Source organism: Pseudomonas mucidolens (genome assembly GCF_900106045.1).
GTDB classification, from domain to species: domain Bacteria; phylum Pseudomonadota; class Gammaproteobacteria; order Pseudomonadales; family Pseudomonadaceae; genus Aquipseudomonas; species Aquipseudomonas mucidolens.
The window spans coordinates 5,582,032-5,608,385 of sequence record NZ_LT629802.1 but is presented as its reverse complement, the minus strand read 5'-3'; the positions used below and the strand labels follow the sequence as shown (position 1 = coordinate 5,608,385).

Annotated in this window: 24 protein-coding genes, 2 tRNA genes and 1 rRNA gene; 10 read left to right on the top strand and 17 right to left on the bottom strand. The window is 58.2% G+C overall.

Features of this window, described 5'->3' with window-relative positions; translation table 11 throughout:
- Window positions 1-230: 230 nt before the first annotated feature.
- The 4 genes from BLU75_RS25845 to tyrS form a co-directional block, all read right to left on the bottom strand.
- Window positions 231-306 (bottom strand) — tRNA-Ala (locus BLU75_RS25845).
- Window positions 307-336: 30 nt separating this feature from the next.
- Window positions 337-413: transfer RNA gene (locus BLU75_RS25840), tRNA-Ile, on the bottom strand.
- Window positions 414-494: 81 nt separating this feature from the next.
- A 16S ribosomal RNA gene (locus BLU75_RS25835) occupies window positions 495-2,031 on the bottom strand.
- A gap of 552 nt (window positions 2,032-2,583) precedes the next feature.
- Entirely contained in the window at window positions 2,584-3,783 is a 1,200-nt protein-coding gene (gene tyrS, locus BLU75_RS25825; RefSeq protein WP_084379506.1) for a tyrosine--tRNA ligase, read from the bottom strand.
- 210 nt (window positions 3,784-3,993) lie between these two features.
- On the opposite strand from tyrS, the gene BLU75_RS25820 reads away from it, so the two are divergent.
- Both BLU75_RS25820 and BLU75_RS25815 read left to right on the top strand, forming a co-directional pair.
- Entirely contained in the window at window positions 3,994-5,388 is a 1,395-nt protein-coding gene (locus tag BLU75_RS25820; protein WP_084379507.1) for a peptidoglycan DD-metalloendopeptidase family protein, read from the top strand.
- A gap of 3 nt (window positions 5,389-5,391) precedes the next feature.
- Window positions 5,392-6,483 carry an anhydro-N-acetylmuramic acid kinase gene (locus BLU75_RS25815; protein WP_084379508.1) on the top strand — a complete coding sequence of 364 codons (1,092 nt, stop codon included), beginning with the start codon at window positions 5,392-5,394 and terminating at the stop codon, window positions 6,481-6,483.
- A gap of 68 nt (window positions 6,484-6,551) precedes the next feature.
- On the opposite strand, the gene erpA is transcribed toward BLU75_RS25815, so the two are convergent.
- Both erpA and argC read right to left on the bottom strand, forming a co-directional pair.
- Window positions 6,552-6,902, bottom strand: a complete 351-nt coding sequence (gene erpA, locus BLU75_RS25810; protein WP_084379622.1) for an iron-sulfur cluster insertion protein ErpA — start codon at window positions 6,900-6,902, stop codon at window positions 6,552-6,554.
- Between the two features lie 163 nt (window positions 6,903-7,065).
- Window positions 7,066-8,100 (bottom strand): N-acetyl-gamma-glutamyl-phosphate reductase, encoded by a 1,035-nt coding sequence (gene argC, locus BLU75_RS25805; protein ID WP_084379509.1) that lies wholly within the window; start codon window positions 8,098-8,100, stop codon window positions 7,066-7,068.
- A gap of 134 nt (window positions 8,101-8,234) precedes the next feature.
- Here argC and hemJ point away from each other — a divergent pair, with 134 nt between their 5' ends.
- The 6 genes from hemJ (at window position 8,235) to coq7 (ending at window position 12,731) form a co-directional block, all read left to right on the top strand.
- Window positions 8,235-8,663: a protoporphyrinogen oxidase HemJ gene (hemJ, locus tag BLU75_RS25800; protein ID WP_084379510.1), complete on the top strand. Its 429-nt coding sequence runs from the start codon at window positions 8,235-8,237 to the stop codon at window positions 8,661-8,663.
- Between the two features lie 36 nt (window positions 8,664-8,699).
- Entirely contained in the window at window positions 8,700-9,668 is a 969-nt protein-coding gene (locus BLU75_RS25795; protein WP_084379511.1) for an NAD(P)H-dependent flavin oxidoreductase, read from the top strand.
- 88 nt (window positions 9,669-9,756) lie between these two features.
- Window positions 9,757-10,698, top strand: coding sequence for a DUF805 domain-containing protein (locus BLU75_RS25790; RefSeq protein WP_084379512.1), 942 nt, complete (start codon window positions 9,757-9,759; stop codon window positions 10,696-10,698).
- A 63-nt stretch (window positions 10,699-10,761) separates the two neighbouring features.
- Window positions 10,762-11,550, top strand: coding sequence for an SDR family NAD(P)-dependent oxidoreductase (locus BLU75_RS25785; protein WP_084379513.1), 789 nt, complete (start codon window positions 10,762-10,764; stop codon window positions 11,548-11,550).
- Between the two features lie 67 nt (window positions 11,551-11,617).
- A complete protein-coding gene (locus BLU75_RS25780; protein ID WP_084379514.1) occupies window positions 11,618-11,956 on the top strand; it encodes a histidine triad nucleotide-binding protein in 339 nt (112 codons plus the stop codon).
- Window positions 11,957-12,083: 127 nt separating this feature from the next.
- Window positions 12,084-12,731, top strand: a complete 648-nt coding sequence (gene coq7, locus BLU75_RS25775; RefSeq protein WP_084379515.1) for a 2-polyprenyl-3-methyl-6-methoxy-1,4-benzoquinone monooxygenase — start codon at window positions 12,084-12,086, stop codon at window positions 12,729-12,731.
- Between the two features lie 212 nt (window positions 12,732-12,943).
- Here the strand turns inward: coq7 and BLU75_RS25770 are convergent, their stop codons facing one another.
- Complete coding sequence (locus tag BLU75_RS25770) at window positions 12,944-13,366, bottom strand: OsmC family protein (RefSeq protein WP_084379516.1); 423 nt, start codon at window positions 13,364-13,366, stop codon at window positions 12,944-12,946.
- A 252-nt stretch (window positions 13,367-13,618) separates the two neighbouring features.
- On the opposite strand from BLU75_RS25770, the gene crp reads away from it, so the two are divergent.
- Window positions 13,619-14,263, top strand: coding sequence for a cAMP-activated global transcriptional regulator CRP (crp, locus tag BLU75_RS25765; protein ID WP_084379517.1), 645 nt, complete (start codon window positions 13,619-13,621; stop codon window positions 14,261-14,263).
- Here crp and BLU75_RS25760 read toward each other — a convergent pair.
- Genes BLU75_RS25760 through BLU75_RS25745 form a run of 4 tightly spaced genes read right to left on the bottom strand, consistent with a single transcriptional unit; the run spans window position 14,260 to window position 17,443 of the window.
- Window positions 14,260-14,955: a lipoate--protein ligase family protein gene (locus tag BLU75_RS25760; protein WP_084379518.1), complete on the bottom strand. Its 696-nt coding sequence runs from the start codon at window positions 14,953-14,955 to the stop codon at window positions 14,260-14,262. The two genes, crp and BLU75_RS25760, sit on opposite strands and share 4 nt — an antisense overlap.
- A gap of 2 nt (window positions 14,956-14,957) precedes the next feature.
- Complete coding sequence (trpC, locus tag BLU75_RS25755) at window positions 14,958-15,794, bottom strand: indole-3-glycerol phosphate synthase TrpC (protein WP_084379519.1); 837 nt, start codon at window positions 15,792-15,794, stop codon at window positions 14,958-14,960.
- Entirely contained in the window at window positions 15,791-16,840 is a 1,050-nt protein-coding gene (trpD, locus tag BLU75_RS25750) for an anthranilate phosphoribosyltransferase (RefSeq protein WP_084379520.1), read from the bottom strand. Before trpD ends, trpC begins: the two co-directional genes overlap by 4 nt.
- A 9-nt stretch (window positions 16,841-16,849) precedes the next feature.
- The gene (locus BLU75_RS25745) at window positions 16,850-17,443 is read right to left on the bottom strand and encodes an aminodeoxychorismate/anthranilate synthase component II (RefSeq protein ID WP_084379521.1); all 594 of its coding nucleotides are present in this window, start codon (window positions 17,441-17,443) and stop codon (window positions 16,850-16,852) included.
- A gap of 423 nt (window positions 17,444-17,866) precedes the next feature.
- Between BLU75_RS25745 and estP the strand changes: the two genes are divergently transcribed.
- Entirely contained in the window at window positions 17,867-19,807 is a 1,941-nt protein-coding gene (gene estP, locus BLU75_RS25740) for an esterase EstP (RefSeq protein ID WP_084379522.1), read from the top strand.
- Window positions 19,808-19,866: 59 nt separating this feature from the next.
- Here the strand turns inward: estP and trpE are convergent, their stop codons facing one another.
- The 6 genes from trpE to BLU75_RS25710 all read right to left on the bottom strand — a co-directional run bounded on the left by trpE (window position 19,867) and on the right by BLU75_RS25710 (window position 26,310).
- Window positions 19,867-21,348, bottom strand: a complete 1,482-nt coding sequence (gene trpE, locus BLU75_RS25735) for an anthranilate synthase component I (protein WP_084379523.1) — start codon at window positions 21,346-21,348, stop codon at window positions 19,867-19,869.
- A 68-nt stretch (window positions 21,349-21,416) separates the two neighbouring features.
- Window positions 21,417-22,235 (bottom strand): phosphoglycolate phosphatase, encoded by an 819-nt coding sequence (locus BLU75_RS25730; RefSeq protein WP_084379524.1) that lies wholly within the window; start codon window positions 22,233-22,235, stop codon window positions 21,417-21,419.
- Window positions 22,232-22,906, bottom strand: coding sequence for a ribulose-phosphate 3-epimerase (gene rpe / locus BLU75_RS25725; RefSeq protein WP_084379525.1), 675 nt, complete (start codon window positions 22,904-22,906; stop codon window positions 22,232-22,234). The genes BLU75_RS25730 and rpe overlap by 4 nt, the downstream gene beginning before the upstream one ends.
- A gap of 83 nt (window positions 22,907-22,989) precedes the next feature.
- Window positions 22,990-24,138, bottom strand: coding sequence for an iron-containing alcohol dehydrogenase (locus BLU75_RS25720; RefSeq protein WP_084379526.1), 1,149 nt, complete (start codon window positions 24,136-24,138; stop codon window positions 22,990-22,992).
- 84 nt (window positions 24,139-24,222) lie between these two features.
- Window positions 24,223-25,047 carry an ABC transporter permease gene (locus BLU75_RS25715; protein ID WP_084379527.1) on the bottom strand — a complete coding sequence of 275 codons (825 nt, stop codon included), beginning with the start codon at window positions 25,045-25,047 and terminating at the stop codon, window positions 24,223-24,225.
- A 12-nt stretch (window positions 25,048-25,059) separates the two neighbouring features.
- The gene (locus BLU75_RS25710; protein ID WP_084379528.1) at window positions 25,060-26,310 is read right to left on the bottom strand and encodes an ABC transporter permease; all 1,251 of its coding nucleotides are present in this window, start codon (window positions 26,308-26,310) and stop codon (window positions 25,060-25,062) included.
- Window positions 26,311-26,354 lie beyond the last annotated feature (44 nt).

The following is a 26,354-nucleotide window of genomic DNA, read 5'->3' as shown; positions in this document are numbered from 1 at the left end:
TAACCCCAAGCAATCTGGTTATACTGTGAAGACAACATTCGCCGAAAATTCGCAATCACTCACAAATTTTACCTTAGCCTGATCCGTTACCAGTGAAAGTAACGTTCAGTCTATCTTTCTATCACATACCCAAATTTTTAAAGAACGATCTAATCAAAGACTAGAAATCAACATTCACCATCATCACAATGGAATGCTCATTTCTAAGCTTTAAACAGTAGAAGCAGTAGTGGTGGAGCCAAGCGGGATCGAACCGCTGACCTCCTGCGTGCAAGGCAGGCGCTCTCCCAGCTGAGCTATGGCCCCGTATTTCTACAGGCGTTTCCCACACAAAATTGGTGGGTCTGGGCAGATTCGAACTGCCGACCTCACCCTTATCAGGGGTGCGCTCTAACCAACTGAGCTACAGACCCAATTTCGGGCTGCTTCTTTCGTCTTCTTCAATGAATCAAGCAATTCGTGTGGGAACTTATGGAGCAGCTGATGTCGTCGATTAAGGAGGTGATCCAGCCGCAGGTTCCCCTACGGCTACCTTGTTACGACTTCACCCCAGTCATGAATCACACCGTGGTAACCGTCCTCCCGAAGGTTAGACTAGCTACTTCTGGTGCAACCCACTCCCATGGTGTGACGGGCGGTGTGTACAAGGCCCGGGAACGTATTCACCGCGACATTCTGATTCGCGATTACTAGCGATTCCGACTTCACGCAGTCGAGTTGCAGACTGCGATCCGGACTACGATCGGTTTTATGGGATTAGCTCCACCTCGCGGCTTGGCAACCCTTTGTACCGACCATTGTAGCACGTGTGTAGCCCAGGCCGTAAGGGCCATGATGACTTGACGTCATCCCCACCTTCCTCCGGCTTGTCACCGGCAGTCTCCTTAGAGTGCCCACCATTACGTGCTGGTAACTAAGGACAAGGGTTGCGCTCGTTACGGGACTTAACCCAACATCTCACGACACGAGCTGACGACAGCCATGCAGCACCTGTCTCAATGTTCCCGAAGGCACCAATCTATCTCTAGAAAGTTCATTGGATGTCAAGGCCTGGTAAGGTTCTTCGCGTTGCTTCGAATTAAACCACATGCTCCACCGCTTGTGCGGGCCCCCGTCAATTCATTTGAGTTTTAACCTTGCGGCCGTACTCCCCAGGCGGTCAACTTAATGCGTTAGCTGCGCCACTAAGAGCTCAAGGCTCCCAACGGCTAGTTGACATCGTTTACGGCGTGGACTACCAGGGTATCTAATCCTGTTTGCTCCCCACGCTTTCGCACCTCAGTGTCAGTATCAGTCCAGGTGGTCGCCTTCGCCACTGGTGTTCCTTCCTATATCTACGCATTTCACCGCTACACAGGAAATTCCACCACCCTCTACCATACTCTAGTCAGTCAGTTTTGAATGCAGTTCCCAGGTTGAGCCCGGGGATTTCACATCCAACTTAACAAACCACCTACGCGCGCTTTACGCCCAGTAATTCCGATTAACGCTTGCACCCTCTGTATTACCGCGGCTGCTGGCACAGAGTTAGCCGGTGCTTATTCTGTCGGTAACGTCAAAATTGCAGAGTATTAATCTACAACCCTTCCTCCCAACTTAAAGTGCTTTACAATCCGAAGACCTTCTTCACACACGCGGCATGGCTGGATCAGGCTTTCGCCCATTGTCCAATATTCCCCACTGCTGCCTCCCGTAGGAGTCTGGACCGTGTCTCAGTTCCAGTGTGACTGATCATCCTCTCAGACCAGTTACGGATCGTCGCCTTGGTGAGCCATTACCCCACCAACTAGCTAATCCGACCTAGGCTCATCTGATAGCGCAAGGCCCGAAGGTCCCCTGCTTTCTCCCGTAGGACGTATGCGGTATTAGCGTCCGTTTCCGAACGTTATCCCCCACTACCAGGCAGATTCCTAGGCATTACTCACCCGTCCGCCGCTCTCAAGAGAAGCAAGCTTCTCTCTACCGCTCGACTTGCATGTGTTAGGCCTGCCGCCAGCGTTCAATCTGAGCCATGATCAAACTCTTCAGTTCAAACATCTTTGGGTTTTTAAGAAACCCTAAACTTGGCTCAGCAATCGTTGGTTACATCTTTGATTTCTCGCGGAGTAACTTGTGATGCTGATAATCTTGTTGACTATCAGTCTTACTCCACAAGCACCCACACGAATTGCTTGATTCAGTTGTTAAAGAGCGGTTGGTTAAGATCTTTCGTCTCAACCGAGGCGCGCATTCTACAGCAGCCTCTGTTGCTGTCAAGCGGTTATTTTAAGAAGTTTTCAAAGTTTCCTCTGCAACTTCAACCACTTGCGCTTCCGATCTCTCGTTAGCGGGAGGCGAATTCTACAGCGTTACACGCTGCTGTCAACACCTCTTTTTTACCACTTTCGACCGAGAAGATCGAACCGTTGATAGAGCCATACAACCTTGCTCCAGCAACTTCTTCCAGGCTTCGATGATCTGAAGCAGGCCGCTGTCGAACTCTGCATAACTCTTTGTTTACCAAGGAGTTTTCCGTTTCGACTGCGCCGGAAGTGGGGCGAATTATAGACAGATATAATTCGCCGTCAACCGTTAATTTCAGGATTACTCGGATTTAAGCGTAATACGCGCAAATGCCTTCTTTCCGGCCTGGCAAACGTGGGTAGCACCCAGCTCGTATATAAAGGTGCGATCCACCACCTCACCATCTATGCGCACACCACCGGAGCCGAGAAGGTCCCGCGCCACCGCCGAGTTCTTCACCAGCCCCGCCTTATTAAGGACCGCGGCAATCGGCATCGCCTCAGCAGCGCTCAACTCAATCTCCGGCAGATCATCCGGCAACTCACCATCCTTCATACGATTGCCCGCCGCCCGATGAGCATTGGCCGCCGCCTCATCACCATGGAAGCGCGCGACAATCTCTTCAGCCAGCTTGATCTTGACGTCACGCGGATTGGCGCCTGCCTCTACATCAGCACGCAGCGCATTGATCTCATCCATCGAACGGAAGCTCAGCAACTCAAAGTAACGCCACATCAGCGCATCGGGAATCGACACCAGCTTGCCGTACATGACGCCCGGCGCCTCCTGGATCCCCACATAGTTACCCAGCGACTTGGACATCTTCTTCACGCCGTCCAACCCTTCCAGCAACGGCATGGTCAGAATGCACTGGGCTTCCTGCCCATACGAACGCTGCAGTTCACGCCCCATCAGCAGATTGAACTTCTGATCGGTGCCACCCAGCTCGATGTCCGCGCGCAACGCCACCGAGTCATACCCCTGAACCAGCGGGTACAGGAACTCGTGAATCGCAATCGGTTGATTGGTGGAGTAGCGCTTATCGAAGTCGTCACGCTCAAGCATACGAGCGACGGTGTACTGAGACGTCAGACGAATGAAATCCGCAGGCCCCATCTGATCCATCCAGGTGGAGTTGAATGCCACCTCGGTCTTGGCCGGATCAAGAATCTTGAATACCTGATTCTTATAGGTCTCGGCATTGTCGAGGACCTGCTCCCGCGTCAACGGTGGACGGGTAGCGCTCTTGCCGCTAGGGTCACCGATCATCCCGGTGAAGTCACCTATAAGGAAGATCACCTGATGCCCCAGCTCCTGGAACTGGCGCAGCTTATTAATAAGCACGGTATGACCCAGGTGCAGATCCGGCGCCGTCGGATCAAAGCCAGCCTTAATACGCAGCGGTTGACCACGCTTGAGCTTTTCAATCAGCTCAGCCTCAACCAACAATTCTTCCGCACCACGTTTGATCAGCGCTAGCTGCTCTTCAACCGACTTCATAACAGACCCGCAAGGCTCAGATTCAAAGGGAACCAACCATACAAGATCAGGGACTAATTACAAGTTTTGCCCTGCAAACGGACACCATTCAGCAAGCCCAGCGTTCGCGAGCTTGCACCACAGATGATTTGGTTATATTTTATACAGTTATTTCATCTTCATCATGTCATTCATCTTTTCCATTTCATCTTTTCAAAGTCAAAATTACCTATGACCACTGAACCATCTAAAGCGCCACCGCTTTACCCGAAGACCCACCTGCTCGCCGCAAGTGGTATCGCCGCCCTTCTCAGCCTGGCACTTCTGGTATTCCCTTCCAGCGACGTAGAAGCCAAACGGACTACCCTGAGTCTTGACTTGGAGAGTCCGGCTGAACAACTGACACAAGATCAAGACGCTTCCGACGCCCAACAAGCCACAACCGATGCAGTCGAGACGCCGTTTGCACAGATTGAAGACAGCCAAGATGACGCCAAGGAAACCGCTCAGGCGCCAACTGGCCCGCAACACCGCGAAGTGATCGTGGCCAGTGGCGACACACTGTCGACGCTGTTCGAAAAAGTCGGGCTGCCGGTCTCGACCGTCAGTGAGATACTGGCCAGTGATAAGCAGGCCAAGCAATTCGCCCACCTCAAGCGTGGCCAAAAGCTCAATTTCGAACTGAGCCCCGAGGGTCAACTGACCAGTCTGCAGACCGATCTCAGCGACCTGGAAAGCATAACGCTGACCAAAGACGCCAAGGGCTTTGCCTTCAATCGCATTACCACCAAGCCTGTCGTACGTTCCGCCTATATCCACGGCGTAATCAACAGCTCCCTCTCCCAGTCCGCCGCCCGCGCAGGACTGTCGCACAGCATGACCATGGACATGGCCCGCGTGTTTGGCTACGACATCGACTTCGCCCAGGATATTCGCCAAGGCGACGAGTTCGACGTGATCTACGAACAGAAAGTAGTCAAGGGCAAAGTGGTCGGCACCGGCAATATTCTTTCGGCACGCTTTACCAACCGCGGCAAAACCTATACCGCCGTGCGCTACACCAACAAGCAAGGCAATAGCAGCTATTACACCGCCGACGGCAAGAGCATGCGCAAGGCGTTCATTCGTACGCCCGTTGACTTCGCTCGTATTAGCTCGCGTTTCTCCATGGGCCGCAAGCATCCAATTCTGAACAAAATTCGCGCCCACAAAGGTGTGGACTATGCCGCGCCTCGCGGCACACCGATCAAGGCTGCGGGTGACGGCAAGGTGCTGCTGGCCGGTCGCCGTGGCGGCTACGGCAATACCGTGATCATTCAGCACGGCAATACCTACCGCACGCTCTACGGCCACATGCAAGGTTTTGCCAAAGGCATCAAGACCGGCGGCAACGTCAAGCAAGGCCAGATAATTGGCTATATCGGCACCACCGGCCTGTCCACCGGACCGCACCTGCATTACGAGTTCCAGGTCAACGGCGTCCACGTCGACCCATTGGGCCGGAAGCTGCCCATGGCCGACCCGATCGCCAAGGCCGAACGCGCGCGTTTCATGCAACAAAGCCAGCCACTGATGGCACGCATGAACCAGGAGCGGGCAACCATGCTGGCTTCGGCGAAGCGCTGAGCCATGCCGCTCTATATAGGCGTAATGTCCGGGACCAGCCTTGATGGCCTGGACATTGCGCTGATTGAACAGGACCCGGCGATCAAACTGATTGCCACTCACTACATCCCGATGCCCGAGCCTCTGCGGGCCGAGTTGCTGGATCTGTGTACCAGTGGTCCGGATGAGATTGCCCGCTCGGCAACTGCTCAACAAAGCTGGGTAACACTCGCTGCACAAGGTATTCACGCACTGCTCGAGCAGCAGCGACTCGCACCCCACGACATCCGGGCGATTGGCAGTCATGGGCAAACCATTCGCCACGAGCCAGGACGCGGCTTTACCGTGCAGATCGGTAATCCGGCACTGCTCACCGAATTGACCGGCATAACCGTCGTCAGTGATTTTCGCAGTCGCGATGTCGCCGCTGGCGGCCAAGGCGCGCCCTTGGTACCTGCCTTCCATGAAGCCTTGTTCGACACCCACAGCGGCCATCGGGCAGTGTTGAATATCGGCGGCTTCAGCAATCTCAGCCTGATTGAAACCGGCAAACCGGTCACCGGCTTCGACTGCGGCCCCGGCAACGTCCTGCTGGACGCCTGGATTCAGCAGCAGCGCGGTGAAAATTTCGATCGCGATGGCCAATGGGCTGCCAATGGAAAAGTTGCGCCCGCATTACTCAGCGCACTGCTCAGCGACCCATTTTTCCTGACTAAAGGCCCGAAAAGCACCGGCCGCGAAGTTTTCAACCTTGTTTGGCTGGAGCACCACCTTGGCCGGTTGCCGGCATTCAGTGCTCAAGACGTACAAGCGACGCTGCTGGAACTCACAGCCTTGACCATCGTCGACGCCTTGAAAGCCGCACAGCCTCAGACCGACACCCTGCTGGTCTGTGGCGGAGGCGCCCATAACACCACACTCATGAACCGTCTCAGCGCCCTGCTACCTGGCACACGAGTCAGCAGTACCGCCACTAACGGCGTGGATCCCGACTGGGTCGAGGCCATGGCCTTTGCCTGGTTGGCCCACTGCTGCCTTGAAGGTATCGCCGCCAACCGTCCTGGCGTGACCGGTGCGCGTGGTCTTCGCGTGCTCGGCGCGATCTATCCCGCCTGATCCGCAGATAGCAAAACGCCGGTTGGCTCCATGCGAGCCAACCGGCGTCTTTTCCAGCCCAATATTGATCAGATCGAGAACGACGAGCCACAACCACAGGTCGTGGTGGCATTCGGGTTCTTGATCACAAAGCGCGAGCCTTCCAAACCTTCCTGGTAATCCACCTCGGCACCTGCCAAATACTGGAAGCTCATTGGGTCCACAACCAGGCTGACACCTTCGCGCTCGACGATGGTGTCGTCATCGGCTACATCTTCATCGAAGGTGAAACCGTACTGAAACCCGGAACAACCGCCACCCGTAACAAATACGCGCAGCTTCAACCGGTCATTACCCTCTTCATCGACCAGGCTCTTCACCTTGTGCGCGGCACCGTGGGTGAATTGCAAAACCGTGGGGGTGAAGGATTCAACGCTCATGCTGATAATCTCCCGGCGTAACGCCGCCATATGCGTGATAGCCGACATTATCCGCTTCTCCTAGAAAAGCGGTCAACTATTGTTACGGTATATCAATCTGCACATCGCCCCTTAAAAACACAAAAGGCCCGATCAACGGGCCTTTTGCACAGCAGCCAAGGCCTTACGGCATCATGCCCGCGTGAGACAAGCCCAGTTTCTCATCCAGCCCGAACAGGATATTCATGTTCTGCACAGCCTGGCCGGACGCGCCCTTGACGAGATTGTCGATGACCGAAAGCACCACCACCAGGTCACCGTCCTGCGGGCGGTGCACGGCAATACGGCAGACATTCGCGCCACGCACGCTACGGGTTTCCGGGTGGCTGCCGGCCGGCATCACATCGACGAACGGTTCGTTGGCATAACGCTTCTCGAACAACGCCTGCAGATCTACCGAGCGGTCCACGACGGTTGCATATAGTGTCGAGTGGATCCCGCGGATCATCGGGGTCAAGTGCGGCACGAACGTCAGGCCGACATCCTTGCCCGCTGCACGGCGCAGGCCTTGGCGAATTTCCGGCAAGTGACGATGCCCTTTAACCGCATAAGCCTTCATGCTTTCCGAAGTCTCGGAGTACAACGATCCCACGGCCGCGCCGCGACCTGCACCACTGACACCCGACTTGCAATCAGCAATCAAGCGCGAAGCGTCGGCCAGTCCCGCCTCCAACAGAGGCAGGAACCCCAACTGCGTGGCAGTCGGATAGCAGCCCGGCACGGCAATCAGGCGCGCCTGCCTGATCTGCTCGCGATTGACTTCCGGCAGGCCATAGACCGCCTCCTCAAGCAGCTCTGGAGCACCATGCGGCTGGCCATACCATTTGGCCCATTCCTGCGCGTCTTGCAAACGAAAGTCCGCCGAGAGGTCAATAACCTTGGTTCCAGCCGCCAGCAACTCACCGGCCAGGGCATGGGCGACACCGTGAGGCGTGGCAAAGAACACCACATCGCAGGCCCCCAGGGTCTTGATATCCGGAACGCTGAAAGCCAGACCGTCGTAATGACCGCGCAGATTGGGGTACATATCGGCAACAGCCATGCCGGCCTCGGATCGGGAAGTGATGACCACCACTTCCGCTTGCGGATGCTGGGCCAACAGACGCAGCAATTCGACACCGGTGTACCCCGTGCCGCCGACAATACCGACCTTGACCATAAACCTGCCCTCAACGAACCACTGGAAAGCCGTCGATAATAGGGGCCGTATCGTTCTGCGACAACCGCCAAGGTGACGTGCGGGCGCGCTAACCTCTACTATCCCCAGTTACCGTGAACCTGGGATAACTAAAAATGCTCTATCTATGGATAAAAGCCTTTCATATCGTCAGCATCGTCTGCTGGTTTGCCGGGCTGTTTTACTTGCCGCGCCTGTTCGTCTATCACGCGCAAAGCGAAGACAGCACCAGCAAAGAACGTTTCTGCATCATGGAGCGCAAACTGTACCGCGGCATCATGCTGCCTTCGATGATCGCCACGCTGGTATTCGGCATCTGGTTGATCAGCCTCAACCCGAGCGTGTTCAGCCAAGGCGGCTGGATGCACGCAAAACTGACCCTGGTGGTGCTCCTGATCGGCTACCACCATATGTGCGGCGCTCAAGTGAAGCGCTTCGCACGTGGCGAAAACACCCGCAGCCATGTCTTTTATCGCTGGTTCAATGAAGTGCCAGTTCTGATATTGCTGGCGATTGTAATTTTGGTTGTCGTAAAGCCGTTTTAACTCTCATCAGCCGCACTTTAATCCGGGGTACTTCCAATGTCGCTGCCCGCTTTGCTTGAACACCGTTTACGGCTGCCCGTAGTGGCAGCGCCGATGTTCCTGATCTCCAACCCGCAACTGGTCCTGGCTTGCTGCCGCAACGGCGTGGTCGGCAGCTTCCCGGCGCTCAACCAGCGCGAAAGCAGTGGCTTCAAGGCCTGGCTGGAAGAAATCGAGACGGGCCTGGCGCTGCTGGACAACCCCGCGCCCTACGCGGTCAATCTGATTGTGCATAACAGCAACCCGCGCCTTGCGGCTGACCTGGCGATTTGTGTCGAGCACAAGGTGCCAATTGTCATCACCAGTCTGGGAGCAGTGAAAGAACTGGTGGACGCTGTACACAGCTACGGTGGACTGGTCTTCCATGACGTCACCACAAGGCGCCACGCAGAGAAGGCCGCAGAAGCCGGTGTCGATGGCCTGATTGCGGTCGCGGCGGGCGCTGGTGGCCACGCCGGAACGTGGAGCCCGTTCTCGCTGATCGCCGAAATCCGTCAGTTTTTCGACAAAACCCTGCTGCTGGCCGGCTGTCTCAACCACGGGCACGAAATTCTGGCGGCGCAATTGCTCGGGGCGGACCTTGCCTATTTCGGCACCCGGTTCATCGGCACCACCGAAAGCCATGCCCCGGATGCGTATAAAGAGATGTTGCTCACATCGCGCGCCGCGGACATCGTGCACACGCCGGCCGTTTCGGGTGTACCCGCAAGTTTTATGCGCCAGAGCCTGGAAAACGCCGGTTTCGACCTCGCCGCCCTACAAGGCAAGGGCGAAGTCAATTTCGGCTCCAAGCTCAAGCCATTGAATGATGAAGCCAAGGCCTGGAAGACTGTCTGGTCGGCAGGCCAGGGCGTCGGACAAATAGATGACTTGCCCAGCGTGGCTGAACTCGTCGCGCGACTGGATAGCGAATACCGCAAAGCGCTCGAACACACGGCACAATTGTCGAAACACTGGCCGCGCTGATTGAGCAAGGATCCATCGCCTGCCCATCGGGGCAGGCGCTACACTTCCGACACCACACTTACCTACTTCAAGTGACAAGGATGCCCGCATGAGCGACAACCGTTTCAAGATTGTGTTTGAGGGCGCATTGCTGCCCGGTGTCGAACCCACCACCGCCAAGCTGAACCTCGCCGATCTGTTCAAAAGCGATATCGAGACAATCGAAAAGCTGTTTACCGGGCGCCCGGTTGCCCTTAAGCGCGACCTGGCCCACGCCGACGCTCAAACCTATCTTGAAGCGCTGACCAAAACCGGCATCGAAGCGCGCATCGAAGCCGAACAACCGGTGGCCTTCAGTCTGGCGGAGACACACGAAACCCATTCCGAACGCAGCACCTCGGCAACCTCGCCTTACGCCCCACCCCGCGCCACGGTGGGCGACGACCTGCCAGAGTTCTCGACGCTGAAAGTCTTCACCATCAACGGGCGTATCGGCCGACTGCGCTTTCTGGCGTGGACGCTGGTGCTGACGCTGGTCATGCTTGCCGTCCTGGGCGTGGCAGTTAGCGTTGGCCTGGGGATCGCGGCGGTATCTTCCACCGCGGCCATCGTCCTTGGCAGCCTGGTGGGCTTCGCACTCTTTGTCGCGTTTATCTGGGTCAGCGTGCAGATTACCGTGCAACGCTTGCATGACCTCGGTTGGTCCGGCTGGTTATGGTTCCTTAATCTGGTGCCGTTCGTTGGCAGTATTTTCCCGATCCTGTTGATGGTGCTGCCAGGCAACGGCGGCGCCAACCAGTATGGCGCGCCACCGCCACGCAACAGCACTGCCGTCAAAGTACTGGCCGTGATGTGGCTGGCATTCATACCGTTGCTGTTCTGCGCTGTATTGCTCTCGGGCCTGAGCGGCATGCTGGATGAGATGGACACTCACTTGGAAAGCAGCTCGATGAGTACTTATGACGGGGTTGAGCAGAGCGTTATCGTCGACGAAGAAGATGGGCAAAGTGCTGATGACGTGGCCGAACCTGTAGACTCTGCGCAAGAATGAAGAAACACGCCGCACCTGTGATGCCTCTGTTACAGGTGCGGCGGCGTTGCGATGGAGAAATACATGACCCGTTACGCTCTGATCACCGGTGCTTCCAGCGGCATTGGCCTGGCTTTGGCCGAAGCACTCGCGCGGCGTGGTCGCAGCTTGATTCTGGTGGCCCGCCAGCGTGATCAGTTGGAAAGTATTGCCATCGAGCTGACCCAACGCTTTGGCGTCGACGTACTGTTTCGCGCCTGTGACCTGGGCGAGCCGTTGCGCCTCTCCGGCTTTTTGCTGGAGCTGGAAGAAGGCGAGCGGCAGATCGACTTACTGGTCAACTGCGCCGGCATTGGTAGCAGTGGTCCGTTCCTGGCCCAGGACTGGATGACCGAGCAGGACCTGATGGAGGTCAACATCCTGGCCTTGACCCGCCTGTGTCATGCCGTTGGTAACTCCATGGCCCTGCAAGGCGGCGGGCAGATTCTCAACGTTGCCTCGGTTGCGGCCTTTCAGCCTGGGCCGTGGATGAGCACCTACTACGCCAGCAAAGCCTATGTCTTGCACTTTTCCGAAGGTTTGCGCGAGGAGCTGAAAACCTGTGGCATACAGGTTTCGGTACTCTGCCCAGGCCCGACGCGCACCGCTTTCTTCGGCAGCGCACAGATGGATACCGCCAAACTCGACCGCAGCCAGCAACTGATGAGTGCCGAAGAGGTTGCGCTCTACACCGTGCGCGCCCTGGAAAAGAACAAAGCCATCATCATTCCCGGTCGCCGGAACCGCTGGCTGGCGTTCAGTCCGCGCTTGAGCCCACGCTGGCTGACCCGCAAAATCGCCGGTGCAGTCAACAAGGCCTATTGCTCACGATAGCGGCTCACACCAATGGCTGTGTGCATGCAGTACACTCACCCGGCACTTTCACTACGGAGAAACAGCTGTGGATACTCTGTTCACCAAGATCATCAACAGAGAAATACCTGCGAAGATCATCTACGAGGACGATCAGGTCCTGGCCTTCCACGATATCGCCCCACAGGCACCGGTACACTTTCTGGTTATCCCGAAGAAGCCCATCCGCACGCTTAACGACCTGACCGAGGCCGACAAGGCCCTGGCGGGACATATTCTGTTCACTGCCCAGCGCCTGGCCGTGGAACAGGGCTGCGAGAAGGGGTTCCGCGTTGTGATGAACTGCAACGAAGACGGCGGGCAAACCGTCTATCACATTCATATGCATGTACTGGGGCAACGCCAGATGAACTGGCCGCCGGGCTGATACCCCAGGCGTCTGCAGGCGCTGCCTCGCCAGCGCCTGCAGAAAGCACGCAAGATCCTGACCCAGCGCAAACGCTCGCCCTTCTCTTGCGGTAAACTGCTCGTCGAGATTTTTCCCGGAGGTCAGCATGACTACCCAGCGTCACTACTCGCCAATTGACCGTCTGTTGCTGCAAGCCGACACCGCCATGCGTACGTTGCTGCCTTTCAGTGGCCAACCGCAGCGTCCCTCGCCCGCCATCGTGCAACCCGAAGCACAGATGAGCGAAACCGAGAGCCGTCATGTCGCCGGCCTGATGCGTATCAACCATACTGGCGAAGTGTGTGCCCAGGCGCTGTATCAGGGACAGGCCCTGACCGCCAAGCTGCCGCAGGTGCGCGCAGCCATGGAGCATGCTGCCGAGGAAGAAGTCGACCATCTGGCGTGGTGTGAGCAACGTATCCGCCAATTGGGTAGCCACCCAAGCGTGTTGAACCCACTGTTTTACGGTTTGTCATTTGGCATTGGGGCGGCTGCCGGACTGATCAGCGACAAGATCAGCCTCGGTTTTGTCGCGGCGACTGAGCACCAGGTCTGCAAACACCTTAATGAGCATCTCGAACAGTTGCCGGCCGAAGACGAAAAATCCCGGGCGATTCTCGAGCAGATGCGCACTGACGAAGAACTTCATGCCGAAAGCGCGCTGGATGCCGGTGGTTTGCGCTTTCCCGCACCGGTGAAGTTCGGCATGAGCCTGATGGCCAAGGTCATGACCAAAAGTACTTACCGCATCTGAGCGGCGGAAAAAGCGCGCTCAAAGCACCAATGCCGATCAGTTAGCCCTTGTAGGAGCGAGCTTGCTCGCGAAAACCGTCAACGTTAACGCGTGCAGCCAGGGTAACGCGGCGCTTGTAAGTTTTTCGCGAGCAAGCTCGCTCCTACAGATTGCTAATCTGATCGGCATTATGCGCTAAGAGCACCCTGTCTTTTTGCCTGAAAACCGCTCGTTCAACCTAACTCAATGATCTCGTAGTCATGAGTAATGGCCACGCCGGCCGCCCCGAGCATGATCGAGGCCGAGCAATACTTTTCGGCCGACAACTCGATAGCACGCTTGACCTGGGCGTCCTTCAACGCCCGCCCCTTGACCACAAAATGCATATGGATCTTGGTAAACACCTTCGGATCTTCCGTGGCGCGCTCGGCTTCGAGAAAGGCTTCGCAACTTTCCACCGCCTGACGGGACTTCTTCAGGATGCTGACCACATCGAAGTTGCTGCAACCGCCGACACCCAGCAGGAGCATTTCCATAGGCCGTACGCCCAGATTACGGCCACCGGCTTCCTGCGGGCCATCCATGACCACCACATGGCCGCTGCCCGACTCACCGAGGAACATGGCTTCGCCCGCCCATTGGATGCGTGCCTTCATCGCCCAGACTCCACTGCTAAAAAAGGGTCGCCAGCTTAGCACAGGGCCTTGAAGCAGCAGTGTTTAGCCTGAAAACGATCATGCGGCGGGATACAGAGACAAATTCCCTGATCGTGCCAGAACGTGTCTGTTAAGCTGGCGCCAAATCAATGACGCATAGCCAGCTACTACGCAGCAGTGTGTAACCGTTGATTGTGCTCGATAAAAATACAAGTCCTACCACACCCTGCCGTCTTTTTTCGGGATACAACCATGGTTGCTATTACTCCCACACTCACGATCAAGAACCTCGACAAGCTCCTCATGCATTGTCAGCGCCGCCGCTATCCGGCCAAGCACAATATCATCTGCGCGGGTGAGCGCTCGGAGACCCTGTTCTTCATCATCAAGGGTTCTGTAACCATCCTGATCGAGGATGACGACGGTCGCGAAATGATCATCGCCTACCTCAATTCCGGTGATTTTTTTGGTGAGCTGGGGTTGTTTGAGCAAGCCGGGAGAGAACAGGAACGCAGTGCCTGGGTAAGGGCCAAGATCGAGTGCGAAGTCGCCGAAATCAGCTACACCAAATTCCGCGAATTGGCTCAGCAAGATCCGGACATTCTGTATGCCTTAAGCGGTCAGATCGCCCAGCGTCTGCGCGACACCACTCGCAAGGTCGGCGACCTGGCGTTCTTCGACGTCACCGGACGCGTCGCCCGTTGTCTGCTGGAACTGTGCAAGCAGCCGGACGCGATGACTCATCCGGACGGCATGCAAATCAAGATCACGCGTCAGGAAATCGGGCGTATTGTCGGCTGTTCCCGAGAGATGGTCGGACGGGTGCTCAAGGATCTGGAAGAGCGCAACCTGGTTCACGTCAAAGGCAAGACCATGGTGGTGTTTGGTACGCGTTAAGGCGCCAGGAAGCCTGCGAGCATTTGCCGGTACAACGTATTGAGCCGGCCAATGGCGTCCGGCGCAGCAAAGGCTTCATGCAACGCGATATGACTTTCAGCACGCACCCGTTGCTCAAGGCCGCACGCTTCGTTGAAACGATTGACCGCCGCAATCAACTCGACGCGATCGTCATCCAACAATAGCGCGCCATGCACCAGCCCTACCGGCCGCCCACCACTCTGGCGCCAGCGCTGGGCAGTACCGACCATTTTTCGACCGTCGAGATTGACGTTGTAACGACCGTCGCAAAACGCACCGTCGATTTCTCCCACAGACGCATCGCCACCCAACTCGATGAGCAAATCGCAGATTGGCTGGCACAGCCGCTGGTAGCCGGTTTCGATTCGCCCCTGATCGCCCTCGCTGCGCGGCGGCGCGTAGACCAGCGCGATATTGACCGTGGCCGCCGACTGCGGTACTGGCTCGCCGCCGGTTTCCCGCAGCAAGACCGGCCAGCCGTGATCGGCGGAGACCTTGCTGGCGGCTTCAAAAGCCGGAAGGCGGCTCAAGCGTCGGGGCATGACCAACGCCTGATCGCAAGGCTGCCAGAACAGCAGGCCGAAGGATTGTTCACCCGCACACACGGCGGCCAACAGATCCTGTTCGGCCTGCAAACCGGCCTCGACCGTCATGGCGATGGGCTGGATCATGCTCAATCCAGCGTCGAACCACTCACCGGAACACCACGCTCCGGGAAGAACAGGCGCTGCAGTTCAACTCCCGGATTCTCGGCGCGCATAAAGGTTTCGCCCACCAGGAACGAGTAGACGCCGCTGATCTCCATCAGCTCTACATCAGCCCGGTTGACGATCCCGCTCTCGGTGATCAGCACTCGGTCGCGGGGTATACGCGGCAACAGGTCGAGGGTGTTTTCGAGGTTGACTTCAAAAGTGTGCAGGTTGCGGTTATTGACGCCCACCAACGGTGTATCGAGGGTTTTCAGTGCACGTTCCAGTTCGTCACCGTCATGAACTTCGACCAACACATCCAACCCTACACTTTTAGCCACAGCCGCCAGTTCGGCCAGCTTCACATCATCCAGCGCGGAAACGATCAGCAATACACAATCGGCGCCCAGCGCCCGCGCTTCGACGATCTGGTACGGATCGACCATGAAGTCCTTGCGGATCACCGGCAGCCTGCACGCGGCGCGTGCCTGCTGCAGGTAGAGATCGCAACCCTGGAAGTAATCGATATCGGTCAACACTGAAAGACAGGTCGCCCCGCCCTTCTCGTAGCTCAGTGCAATCTCGTCCGGCACGAAGTGCTCGCGGATCACGCCTTTGCTTGGCGAAGCCTTTTTGATTTCAGCGATAACCGCTGGCTGCTTGAGTTTGGTCTGTGCAATCAGGGCATTGGCAAAACCACGTGGCGCATCGGCGCTCTTCGCCAACCCTTCCAGCTCCGCCAAGCTCACACGAGCACGACGCTCGGCCACCTCTTCGGCCTTGCGCGCGAGGATTTTCTCCAGAACTGTCGGAACGCTCATCCTTCATTCTCCATCTTGAATACCGCGGTGAATGCTCCCAGCTCTTCGAGCTTTTCACGCGCCAGCCCGGTATGCAAAGCATCATGGGCCAAGGCAACGCCTTCCTTGAGACTATAAGCGTGATCTGCCGCATAAAGTGCCGCGCCAGCATTCAGAATAATCATCTCCGCGGCTTTCTGACCATTTTCGGTCTTGCGACGTCCCAAGGCATCACGAATCAACTCAAGGGAAGCCGCCGGGCTTTCCACCGCCAGCCCGTGCAGACTCTGGCTCTTCATGCCCAGGTCTTCAGGCTCGACCCAATATTCGGTGACCTGATCATTTTTCAGCTCCGCCACAAAGGTCGGTGCCGCCAGGCTGAACTCGTCCAGGCCATCCTTGGAATGCACCACCAACACATGCTTACTGCCCAGACGTTGCAGGACTTCAGCCAATGGACGGCACAGCGCCTGACTGAACACACCCACTACCTGATGCTTCACACCGGCCGGATTCGTAAGCGGGCCGAGCATGTTAAACAGGGTGCGCAGGCCAAGTTCCTTGCGCGGGCCGGCCGCGTGCTTCATTGCGCCGTGATGGGACTGGGCGAACATGAAACCGATACCGACGTTATCGATGCAGCGTGCCACTTGCACAGGCGTCAGGTTCAGATAGATCCCCGCCGCCTCCAGCAGATCGGCGCTGCCGCTTTTACCCGAGACGGCACGGTTACCGTGTTTGGCCACGGTGCAGCCGGCTGCCGCCACCACAAAGGAAGAGGCCGTGGACACGTTGAAAATATTCGCACCGTCGCCGCCGGTACCGACCACATCGACCACGCCGTCGAGGGTGTTGAGTTCAACCTTATCCGCCAGTTCGCGCATCACCGACACAGCACCGACGATCTCGTCGATGCTTTCGCTTTTCATGCGCATGGCCATCATAAAGGCGCCAATCTGCGCGTCGCTGCATTGACCGGTCATGATTTCACGCATGACGTCGCTCATTTCAGCGGTGCTCAGGTCCAGATGGCCGACGATACGGCTCAGGGCAGTCTTGATATCCATGGAAAGTCCTTAGCGCGTGCCGCCGCTTTGCTTGAGAAAATTAGCGAACAGCTCGTAGCCCTGCTCGGTCAGAATTGATTCAGGGTGAAACTGCACCCCTTCGACATTCAGTGTCTTGTGCCGCAGGCCCATGATCTCGTCGACCGAGCCATCCTCCAATTGAGTCCAGGCCGTCAACTCGAGGCATTCGGGCAAGGTGTCGCGTTTGACTACCAATGAATGGTAGCGGGTCACCGTCACCGGCAGATTCAGTCCCTGAAAAACCCCTTGATCATGGTGGAACACCGGGCTGGTCTTGCCATGCATCACCTGGCGGGCGCGAACCACGTCGCCGCCAAACGCCTGGCCGATGGATTGATGTCCCAGGCACACGCCAAGAACCGGCAGCTTGCCAGCGAAGAATTTAATCGCTTCCAGAGAAATACCCGCTTCGGTCGGGGTACACGGGCCAGGAGAAACCACAATCCGCTCTGGATTCAGGGCGGCAATTTCGGCAACCGTCATTTCGTCGTTGCGCACCACTTTGACGTCGGCACCGAGCTCGCCCAGGTATTGCACGACGTTGTAGGTAAAGGAATCGTAGTTATCAATCATCAGCAACATGCGGGTTAAAACCTCTTGAATTCACTGACTTCTAATGACGACCTTCCATGGATTACCCGCTGCCAGACGCACTTGCGGGTGTCGGGTTGGGCCGACAAGGCGCGTCAAACAAAAGGTGAAGAAGGTAAATCGGTACAGGTCCGGTCGAGCCGGCAAAGAAAATTCAGGCGCGCCAACGCCAACGGGCGTGTGCCTTGATTACTCGCATCAAGAGCTTGCTGATGATCAACACGGGGAGGGTCTCGTTCATACGTTCAGGCACAGTAACGTAGCCTCGTCAGCGGTGCAATATGGAGCAGCAAATACGGGGGAAACGTCGCGCAGGTTATTTGCCGTCGAAAGCACTTTTGCGTTGAAGAAAAGCGCAAATACTTTGCTAAGGTTTTGGCTGCCTGTCCCAACAATAATTAAATGGACGATTTCATGCTCAGACCACCGTTCTTTGTGCCGCTCGCCGGCTGCCTCCTGTCACTGGCCTGTAGCCAGGCGATTGCGGGACCGTCGCCCTATTCAACCATGGTGGTTTTCGGCGACAGCCTGGCCGATGCGGGCCAGTTTCCTGACGCTGCCGGCCCGGCGGGAGGGTCACTGCGGTTTACCAACCGTACCGGCCCCACTTACCTGAACAACGGCACCGAGAATTTTGCCCTGGTCTCCTCCACCTTGCTCGGCGCGAAACTGGGCGTTGCGCCTAACGACCTGAACGCTTCCACCTCGGTGGTCCGCGCCGCCCAGGGTTTGCCGGACGGTAACAATTGGGCGGTGGGCGGTTACCGTACCGATAATATCCTCGACTCCATTACCAGCGTTTCCAATACCGCCATTCCACCGGGCAACCCGGGGGCCGGCACCGTGCTGCGCAGCCGCGACGGTTATCTGCCGGCGAATGGCGGCCGGGCAGATCCGTCGGCGCTGTATTTTCTCTCCGGTGGTGGCAATGACTTCCTTCAGGGGCTGGTGCAAAGCCCGACGCAAGCCGTCGCCGCTGGCGGGCGCCTGGCTGACAGCGCCCAAGCCCTGCAACAGGCCGGCGCGCGCTACATCATGGTGTGGATGCTGCCCGACCTGGGCCTGACGCCTGCCATCAACGGGACGCCAAGCCAAGCGGCGAGCAGCGCCTTGAGCGGCGTGTTCAACCAGGCGCTGGTGCAACGCCTGGCGCAGGTCGACGCTCAGATAATCCCGTTGAATATCCCGTTGCTGCTCAATGAAACCTTCGCCGACCCCGCCCGCTTCGGACTGGCCACCGGACAGAATCTCACGGGCACCTGCTTCAGCGGCAATGGCTGCACCGCCAACCCCGTCTACGGCATTGGCGGCACGAATCCGGACCCGAGCAAGTTGATCTACAACGATTCGGTCCACCCCACCGAAGCCGGGCAACGCCTGATCGCCGACTGTGCCTACTCACTGTTGGCCGCGCCGTGGGAAGTGACACTGCTGCCGGAAATGGCCCACGGCACCTTGCGCGCCCATCAGGACGAACTGCGCAATCAATGGCAGGCCGACTCGGGCAATTGGCAAGCCGTGGGCCAATGGCGCGCGATTGTCGCCGGCGGTGGCCAGCATCTGGATTTTGATGAGCAAAGCAGTGGCGCCAAGGGTGATGGCAGCGGCTATAACCTGAACATTGGCGGCAGCTACCGACTCAACGAAGCCTGGCGCGTCGGCGTCGCGGCGGGCTTCTACCGCCAAACCCTGGAAGCCGGCGCTAGCGATTCGGACTACAAGCTCAACAGCTATATCGGCACCGCGTTTGCCCAGTATCAGCAAAATCACTGGTGGGTCGATGCGGCGTTGAGCGCGGGCAAACTGGACTTCGACAGCCTCAAGCGCAGGTTTGCCCTGGGCGTCAGTGAAGGTGCGGAGAAAGGCGATACCGACGGCTGGCTGTGGGCCTTGAGTGGCCGGGTCGGGTATGACATTGCCCAGCCGGGCAGTGAATGGCATCTGTCCCCCTTCATCAGTGCCGATTACGCGCGGATCGAAGTCCAGGGTTACGCGGAAAAAGACAGCCGCTCCACCGCCCTGACGTTCGATGACCAACAACGCGACTCCAAGCGCCTTGGCGTAGGCCTGCAAGGAAGTTATCGCCTCACGCCCCACACCCAGGTATTCGGCGAAGTGGCTCATGAGCATGAATTTGAAAACGATACCCAGCGGGTGAACATCGCCCTCAACAGCGTCCCCGGGATTGATTTCAAACTGGACGGGTACACGCCGCGCAGCAATTCGGATCGCCTGAGCCTGGGGGTCAGCCACAAACTGACGAAGGAGTTGGCGTTGAACGCTGCTTATAACGTGAGGAAGGACGACAGCCTGACCCAGCAAGGGGTCAGTGTCGGCGTGACACTGGACTTCTAGCCCAACCACTGACCAATGTGGGAGCGGACTTGCTCCCACATTTTGACCTGCATTTAGTTTCAGTCCTGCGGCGTCTGCTCGGCCAACGCCACAGCCCGGAACATCGCACGGCGCTTGTTCAGGGTTTCTTCCCATTCCAGGACCGGCACCGAATCGGCAACAATCCCGCCGCCCGCCTGCACATGCAGTTCACCGTCCTTGATCACCGCCGTACGGATCGCAATGGCGGTATCCATGTTGCCGTTCCAGGCGAAATAACCCACGGCGCCGCCGTAGACGCCACGCTTGACCGGCTCCAGCTCATCAATGATCTCCATCGCACGAATCTTCGGTGCGCCCGACAATGTGCCCGCCGGCAAAATCGCACGCAACGCATCCATCGCCGTCAGGCCAGCCTTCAACTCTCCGGTGACGTTAGACACGATGTGCATCACGTTGGAGTAACGCTCGATCACCATCTTCTCGGTGAGTTTCACCGAACCGATTTCCGAGACGCGCCCGGTGTCGTTGCGGCCCAGGTCAATCAGCATCAGGTGCTCGGCGATTTCCTTGTCATCGCTGAGCAAGTCTTCTTCCAGCGCCAGATCCGCTTCTTCGGTTGCACCACGAGGGCGCGTGCCGGCAATCGGACGTACGGTGATCAGGTTGTCTTCGACACGCACCAGGACTTCCGGCGAACTGCCCACCACGTGGAAGTCGCCAAAGTTGAAGAAGTACATGTACGGCGTCGGATTGAAACAGCGCAGCGCGCGATACAAGTCAATCGGCGCAGCCTTGAAATCGATGGACATGCGTTGCGACGGCACCACCTGCATGCAGTCACCGGCCAGGATGTATTCCTTGATGGTGTCGACGGCACGCTCGTAATCATCCTGGGTAAAGCTGGAACGGAACACCGGGTCGGCGGCCGGTGGACGGCTGAGGTCGAGGCCGCGACGCGGGGTGATCGGCTGGCGCAACTTTTCCAGCAGGGCTTCGAGGCTGGCCTGGCCCTGCTCGAAAGCGTCCGGACGGGACGGGTCCGCGAGCACAATCGCGTGCATCTTGCCGGCGAGGTTGTCGAACACCACGACCGCGTCGGACACCATCAACAGAATATCCGGCACGCCCAGCGGATCGGGGTTCGGGCACTTACCCAGGCGCTGTTCCACATACCGCACACAGTCGTAGCCGAAGTAGCCGACAAGACCGCCATTAAAGCGCGGCAACCCGGCAATGGTCGGCACGTTATACCGAGCCTTGAACGTCTCGACGAAGGCCAGCGGGTCTTCCACATCATGGCTTTCGATTTCGACGCCGTCGTGGCTGATGCTGACGTGATGGTCATAGACACGCAGCACCGTGCGGCACGGCAAGCCGATGATCGAGTAACGCCCCCACTTTTCGCCGCCCTGTACCGACTCCAGCAAATAGGAGTTCGGCTCGTCGGCCAGTTTTAGGTAGATCGACAGCGGTGTGTCGAAGTCGGCCAGGGTTTCGCAGGCCAGGGGAATACGGTTGTAGCCGGCAGCGGCCAAACGCAGGAATTCTTCGCGGATCATGAGGTGCCTCGTGGCTTGAGGATCTGACAGTCAGGTATGCAAACGTGCCGCAGCGCGGCGAGGATCAGTCAGGCGCGCCAACGCCAGCGGGCCAGGGCCTTGATGACTTTCATCCAGAGTTTGTGAGTGACCACCACGATGGCATTTCCAGAAGGGGGAGAAACAGCGTCGGCCAACGTTATCTCAGCGCCCGTCGCCAAGCAACCGGGGATTAGCAGGCGCAGGTCATCAATCACCAACGCCGGCGACTCTTCGGCGATCGGCCGACCATGGTTATAGCCATAACTCAAGGCCACGCACTTCACTCCCGCCGCTTTCGCCGCCAGCACATCACTGCGTGAGTCACCGACAAACAGCGATTGAGACGCCGGGATATTGGCCATTTTCATCACGAAAAACAGCGCCGCCGGATCGGGCTTTTTCTGCGGCAAGGTGTCACCACCGATGATCCAGCGGAAATAACGACCGATTTTCATCTGATCCAGCAACGGCGCGACGAAGCGCTCCGGCTTGTTGGTGATCAGGGCCATTTCCACGCCCTGCTTGTGCAGCCATTTGAGGGTGTCGCGCACGCCGGGATAGACCACGGTCAATTCGTGGCCACGTTCATAGGCTGCGTTGAACAACCCCAGGGCATGTTCGGCTTCGACTTCATCGACATGCTCGGCGTCCAGGCTATTGGCCAGGGCCCGGCGCACCAGCATCGGCGCACCGTTGCCGACCCAATTGCGCACCGACTCGATACCCGCCGGCGCACGCCCCAGCTTGAGCAGCATGTCATCCACCGCAGCCGCCAGATCCGGCACCGAGTCGATCAGGGTGCCGTCCAGGTCGAACATCACCAGCCGAGGCATTGTGCCTGGAAACAACTGCTCAAAACCGCTCATGGACGTGCCAGCGCCAACTCTGCACGCATTTTGCCGATCACTTCCTGATAGTCCGGGGTGTTGAAGATCGCCGAACCTGCGACAAAGGTGTCGGCGCCAGCGGCAGCGATCTCGCGGATGTTGTTGAGGTTGACGCCACCGTCGATCTCCAGGCGGATATCGCGGCCGCTGGCATCGATCAGCGCACGGGCTTCGCGCAGCTTGTCGAGCGTGCCCGGGATGAACTTCTGCCCGCCAAAACCTGGGTTGACGCTCATCAGCAGCACCATGTCTACCTTGTCCATCACGTACTTGAGCGTATCCAGCGGGGTTGCCGGGTTGAACACCAGGCCGGCCTTGCAACCGCCTTCGCGGATCAGTTGCAGGGAACGGTCGACGTGCAGCGTGGCTTCCGGATGGAACGTGATATAGGTCGCACCGGCTTCAATGAAGTCACCGATGATGCGATCTACCGGGCTGACCATCAGGTGCACATCGATGGGCGCGGTCACACCGTACTTGCGCAAGGCCGCGCAGACCATTGGACCAATGGTCAGGTTCGGCACGTAGTGGTTGTCCATGACATCGAAGTGGACGAAGTCGGCACCGGCGGCCAATACGCTGTCCACTTCCTCGCCCAGGCGGGCGAAGTCGGCGGAGAGGATCGATGGAGCAATAACGAAGGGCTGCATGACGCACCTTTTCTGAGCTAAATCACGATGGCGCGCATTGTATACCTCATGCTTTGTCGCGCGCACCGTGACCTGACTCAATGCTAGTAGGCAGCGCGATAGATTTTCTCGATATCCGCCACGCTGAGCTGGCGCGGATTATTGCGCATCAGGCGCTCAATGCCCGCCGCCTCTACCGCCATGGCCGCAATGGCCTCTTCGGGAACGCCGAAGCTGCGCAGCCCCGAGGGGATTTCAACTGCGGCACACAGTCGCGCCATCGCCTCGACGGCCTGATCGGCGGCATCATTGACACTCAACCCGTTGAGATTGACGCCCATCGCCTGGGCGATGTCCCGCATGCGCTCGACACATGCCAGCTTGTTCCACTGCATGACGTAGGGCAGCAGCAAGGCATTGCTGACGCCATGGGCAATATTGAAGCGCCCGCCCAGCGGGTAGGCCAAGGCATGCACCGCGCCCACCCCGGCATTGCCGAAGGCCATGCCGGCCATCAGGCTGGCGGTGGCCATATCGTCACGCGCCTGCAGGTTGACCGGGTTGGCGTACGCCTTGGGCAACGCATTGGCGATCAGTTTGATGGCGCCAATCGCCAGGGCGTCGGTAATCGGCGAGGCGTTAAGCGACAGGTACGACTCGACGGCATGCACCAAGGCATCCACGCCGCTGGCGGCGGTCACGCTGCGGGGACAGGTCAAGGTCATTTGCGGACAGATCAACGCGACATCCGGCAGCAGGAAGTCGCTGACGATGCCTTTCTTCAATTGCGCGACCTTGTCCGAAAGAATCGCCACATTGGTGACTTCCGAACCGGTCCCGGCCGTGGTGGGAATGGCGATCAATGGCGGGCCTTTGCGCGGCACCTGATCAACCCCGAACAGGTCCGCCAGCGCACCGTGATAACCGGCATAGGCGGCGACACTCTTGGCAATATCAATGGCGCTGCCACCGCCCACCCCGATCAGGCCGTCATGCCCTCCCTCGCGGTAGACCTGCATACAGTCTTCGACAATCGCGATTTCCGGATCGGGCAAAACCCGATCGAAAATTTCGTAGCTGCGGTCACCCAACTGCGCCAGCGCCAACTGCACGGTGCCCGACTTGACCAGTACCGCATCGGTGACAATCAGCGGGTTGTCCACATCCAGCCGCGTTAATTCGTTAGCCAATTGCTCGATGGCACCTGGGCCGGTGAGCAGTTTATGGGCAATCTTGAATGAGGATGTACTCATGTGCGCGGCCTCTTATAAGTGGGGGGCTGGCACAAGAGTAACTCCGAATTCAGGGTTGTCTGCCATTCAGCGGCTGAATGGTCGTCAGACCGGTGCCGTACGCAACTTCTCGCTACGGCCGCGCAACCATTCCAGGGTCAGCAGCAGCACCACCGAGAAGGCGATCAACAATGTCGCCGCCGCGGCAATGGTCGGGCTGAGGTTTTCGCGAATGCCGCTGAACATCTGCCGAGGCAGGGTCGCCTGTTCCGGACCGGCAAGGAACAACGTCACGACCACCTCATCGAACGATGTGGCGAACGCGAACAAGGCCCCGCTGATGACACCGGGCGCGATCAGCGGCAATGTCACCCGGCGAAAGGCCGTCAACGGTGACGCCCCCAGGCTGGCCGCCGCCCGTACAAGGTTATAGTTGAAACCCTGCAACGTTGCCGACACCGTGATGATCACAAAGGGCACGCCGAGCACCGCGTGCACCACGATCAACGAAAAGAAGCTGTTACCCAGCCCCAGCGGCGCGAAGAACAGATAACTCGCCACCCCGACAATCACCACCGGCACCACCATCGGCGAAATCACCAGCGCCATCACCAACGCCTTGCCGGGGAAATCGCCACGGGTCAGGCCGATCGCCGCCAGCGTGCCGAAGACCATCGCCAGCACCGTCGCCGCCGGGGCGACGATGATGCTGTTTTTCAAGGCGCGCATCCATTCCGCTGACGCGAAGAAGTCCTGGTACCACTGCAGTGAAAAGCCCTGCAGCGGATACACCAGGAAACTCCCGGCGTTGAACGACAGTGGAATGATCACCAGCACCGGCAGGATCAGGAATAACAGGATCAAGCCGCACAGTATCCGCAGGCTGTAGTACCAGATCCGCTCTATGGGTGACATGTAAGCGCTCGTCATCTCAAGACTTCCTCAGCTCAGGCGCAGGCGGCTGGCGCCCACCAGCCAGTTGTAGATCAGGTACAGCACGACCGTGGCCAGCAGCAGCAAGCCGCCCAGCGCCGTGGCCATGCCCCAATTGATGCTGGTATTGGTGTAAAAGGCCACGAAATAGCTGACCATCTGATCGTTCGGACTGCCCAGCAAGGCCGGGGTGATGTAGTAACCGATCGCCAGAATGAACACCAACAGGCAGCCGGCACCGACACCGGCATAGGTCTGCGGGAAGTACACCCGCCAGAAGCTGGCGAACGGGTGACACCCCAGGGAAATGGCCGCGCGCATGTAGGTGGGGGAAATACCCTTCATCACGCTGTAGATTGGCAAAATCATGAACGGCAGCAAGATATGCACCATGGAGATGTAGACCCCCATCCGGTTGAAGACCAGTTCCAGTGGCTTATCGATGATCCCCAGGCTCATCAGCGCACCGTTGATCAACCCGCCGGATTGCAACAGCACAATCCAGGCGGCCACACGCACCAGCACTGACGTCCAGAACGGCAGCAGCACCAGAATCATCAGCAGGTTGCTTTGCCGCGCAGGCAGGTTGGCCAGCAAGTAAGCCAGCGGATAGGCCAGCAACAGGCAGCAGACCGTGATCACCAGGCCCATCCAGAACGTACGGACAAAGATATCGAGGTAAATCGCCTGGTCCGGGGTCGCGGGTGCCACCTCACCGAGGTCGTCGATACGATGATCGACCGCGGCCAGCAGGTAGTAAGGCGTGAAGCTGCTGGTGTTACGCCGGATCGCCTGCCAGTACGCCGGGTCGCCCCAGCGCTCATCGAAGTTTTCCAGCGCATCTTTATAGGAGGAGCCCGGCGCTTCGCTGAACGGCAGCGCCCGGGCGGTTTTGGTCAACAGGCTGCGGTAGCCCGCCAACTCCATGTTCAAGCGTTTGGACAAATCGCCCAGGGTCTGGTTTTTACGGGCTTGCGCCAAATCCTCGGTGATCGCCTGGTACACCGGTTCGCCAGGCAAACCGCGACCATCCCAGGCCGTGACCGCGACCACGGTGCGCGGCAGGCCAGCCACCACTTCAGGATTACCCACACTTTTATAAAGCAGCGCAACAATCGGCACCAGGAACACCAGCAGCAAAAACACCACCAGCGGTGCAATCAACGCCTGGGCCTTCCAGCGGTTGAGCCGTTCGGCACGCGCCAGGCGCTGCTTCAAGTTGGGTGTGGTGACCTGGTTCGAGGGAACGGCGAGGGCCATGGCAAACTCCGGGACAAAAAGAAAACAATCCCCTCGTAGGAGCG